Annotated in this window: 3 protein-coding genes; 1 reads left to right on the top strand and 2 read right to left on the bottom strand. The window is 58.4% G+C overall.

Annotation, left to right across the window (positions count from 1 at the left end; all coding sequences use genetic code 11):
- Positions 1–182: 182 nt before the first annotated feature.
- A complete protein-coding gene (locus ABIB54_RS17780) occupies positions 183–623 on the bottom strand; it encodes a hypothetical protein (RefSeq protein ID WP_354576865.1) in 441 nt (146 codons plus the stop codon).
- A gap of 146 nt (positions 624–769) precedes the next feature.
- Positions 770–991 carry a hypothetical protein gene (locus ABIB54_RS17775; RefSeq protein WP_354576864.1) on the bottom strand — a complete coding sequence of 74 codons (222 nt, stop codon included), beginning with the start codon at positions 989–991 and terminating at the stop codon, positions 770–772.
- A 212-nt stretch (positions 992–1,203) separates the two neighbouring features.
- Here ABIB54_RS17775 and ABIB54_RS17770 point away from each other — a divergent pair, with 212 nt between their 5' ends.
- Complete coding sequence (locus ABIB54_RS17770; RefSeq protein ID WP_354576863.1) at positions 1,204–2,727, top strand: hypothetical protein; 1,524 nt, start codon at positions 1,204–1,206, stop codon at positions 2,725–2,727.
- The last annotated feature ends 32 nt before the right edge of the window (positions 2,728–2,759 follow it).

The following is a 2,759-nucleotide window of genomic DNA, read 5'->3' as shown; positions in this document are numbered from 1 at the left end:
AGTCGTTACTCACTGACCATCCCACGGTGGCTCTTCACGTCGACCATCCAACGCTCGAAACCCCGAAAACCACACCACTCCCGGGGACGCAACCAGGAAATCCACCCACCGACACGTCCCGCAGGTCGAACCTTCAGTGCAACAGTCTCTCCGTCAGGCGAGGCGACACTTGACTCGCGCGGTCACAATGCCGCGTTCGAGGGGGGTCTTTCCAAGCGAATCCTGCCAGCTTGCCGAACAACGTCGCTATCGATCTTCTCCCGAACGAGCCAGGCTTTGAAATTCTTGGTATTTCCAAACACGACAGGCTCCGAAACTTGATGCCCCAGGTCGCGAATATCATCCGCAATCCAGGCCGCAATTTTACGTTTTCCCCGGGTGCTGACCGATCGTGTGGTCACCTGCAGGGCAAGTCCTACGATCAGCAGGAAATAGCGAAGAGGCAGATTATCGAGCGGAGCAAAGACGCTCCATACATACAACGGGAGCGATAGGTAGCCAACAAGGCCGATGGCCGCACTTCGGGCGAGTTCCAATGAATAGGTTTCCCCCAACACTGGTAACCAGAGGTTGTAACCGGAGCGGACAAGTATCCCCATGTAAGATTCCCCGCTTTTGCTCATCCGTAATGGTAGCTACCGAGAGTACTGGCGACTGGGCGTCTACGCGGGCGTGTGAACGGCATTCCGCGCTGAGCGCTGACCCCGGCGGGATGTCGGTCAACCGCGGGCCAAACCAGAAACGAGAGGTGCGGAACCGACAACGGGCCTCAGCGTCGTCTTGGCCTTTTGTCAAAGTACACGGTGACGGTTAGGTCGTCCTCATCGTCGCTAACCGACGATGAGAAGGTGATGTCCGCCACCTGGACATCTCCGAGTTCCTCAATGGAATCAGCCACTCGGCGAAGCAAAGCAGGGACGTCACCTTGACCGGCGCCCGACGGGTTGGATTGCGAGAAGTGATTGATCGTCCAGTCGTCGCCCGCATCCATGCCATCACCTTAGCCATCGTGAAGCGAGCGTTTCACTAACGGTCTACGGACCGTATCCGAAGAGATCGATAGATCGGTCGAGTTTCGTGCCGCGAAATCCAGAGTTTCCGCGATGCTTGATTCGGTTGCCAAACCGGAGCGCCCGGCATGGAGCTACGGGCGACATGCCGCCAACCGCTTGTCCGTTGCACCAAAGACAGATGGAGGCACACTTGTCCGACGAGGATCCTAGGCTCGCGCGCCTTGATGCGCTGTCCTCAATGGTGTCGATCTCTCCAGACGGCGCACGCGGTCTGGCGATGCTCCGTCAAGCATCGGTGCTCGCCGCGGGTGTCGAGGGGCTACTAGACGATCCGCTTTCGAACACGGGGAACCTCATCGGATTCTGCGTACGCGAGGCGATCGAAAGCATCTTTCCTCCTATTCAGGAGACGCAAATCCGTGACGCGGCCTCTCAGGTAGTAAATCAGTGGCGACGCTTCCAATCCCAACCCGATGATGACCAGATGTCGGGACTTCGAGGCACACTCGAAGCCTTGGACCAGACACTGGTAAGCGCGAACCGAGGCTTTGTGCCGAGGGTTTCCAAGCTCTTGGGCGGGCTCTACCCGGATATCTCGTCGGACATCTCGTTGCCTGCGATGAAGCAATTTCGGCAAATCCGTGACGATGCGAATCGCGCGGTTCACCGGTTCATGGGCGTCGCTGAGGCCGTTTCGCTTCTCGATAATCTTGTCGTCAGGCTCATCGAGCTGGCCGGGCCCCTCACCGCGACCGCGTCCGACTACCAATTACTAGTCGACGCTGGCAACTTTTCTGAACTCGCCAAGCGACTCAGTATCAACTCCGACCCCCGAGTCCGAGTGTTCCTCTTCGACACCGCCCGCGACCCACGTCTCGCTGATTCTGTCGATCTGAGTGAATTACTCCCATCGGAGGGGTTGTGGCTCTCGTTCGGCTACGTACGCTACCTTGCGAACTCGGAGCTCGGAACATTTGCGAAAGTGGTGGACCGAGCAAAGCGGGCCAATCTGCTCACCCCTGGTGTCGCTGGCCAGCTATTGATCTGCGCCTGTCTTGCTGGTTCCGAAGCGGCTGTTCAAGTTGATCGCCTCGCGCGTATCGCTGGCGAATTGGGACCGCTGGACCACGTCGTGCAATGGCTGCGCTCCACGATCGGCAAGTCTGATGACATCGCCTGGTGGTCAACACTTACGTATGCGATTAGACGGACCGGGAAGGCAGCGAGACAGACCCAGTATTACGGCCTGTCGGAAGTGATCAAGTTGGCAATCGAGTCGTTCGATGCCGCCGACGCACCGCGACAATCCATGGTTACAAAGGCTGCCTACCAAGCGTTAGCCGACCTCGATTACGAGATGCCGTACACGGTTCAGTTCTTCTTCGATAATCAGCCCCGAGATCTCCACACGTCTTCCGATGCGCTCATCGATGCGTGCGTCCGACTTCTTTCCTATCGTCTCGCTCGCGGCGAAGCACTAGCCGAAGATCTGTCGAGGGGACTTAGCAGAGAGAGTATGGCAGTTGTCCAGCGAGCGGCCGTAGCGCAGGCGATGTCGGCAGCGGAACCAGGGGTCGTCGGCGGACTATCGGAACGCGCGCTTTCGGACCTTATCGCTCGAATCGACGGTGGGGAGTGGCCAGGTGCATTTGGGTCACGTCCCGCTGAGTGGTGGAGTTTCTCAACACCGTGCGGGTCAGTTGTTTTAGTTTAGGCGGCGGCGAGTTCTGGGAGGATCACCGCCTC

Source organism: Frigoribacterium sp. UYMn621 (genome assembly GCF_040549525.1).
Taxonomy (GTDB): Bacteria; Actinomycetota; Actinomycetes; order Actinomycetales; family Microbacteriaceae; genus Lacisediminihabitans.
The sequence above is the reverse complement of the archived record's forward strand: the minus strand, read 5'-3'. Positions and strand labels throughout refer to the sequence as shown.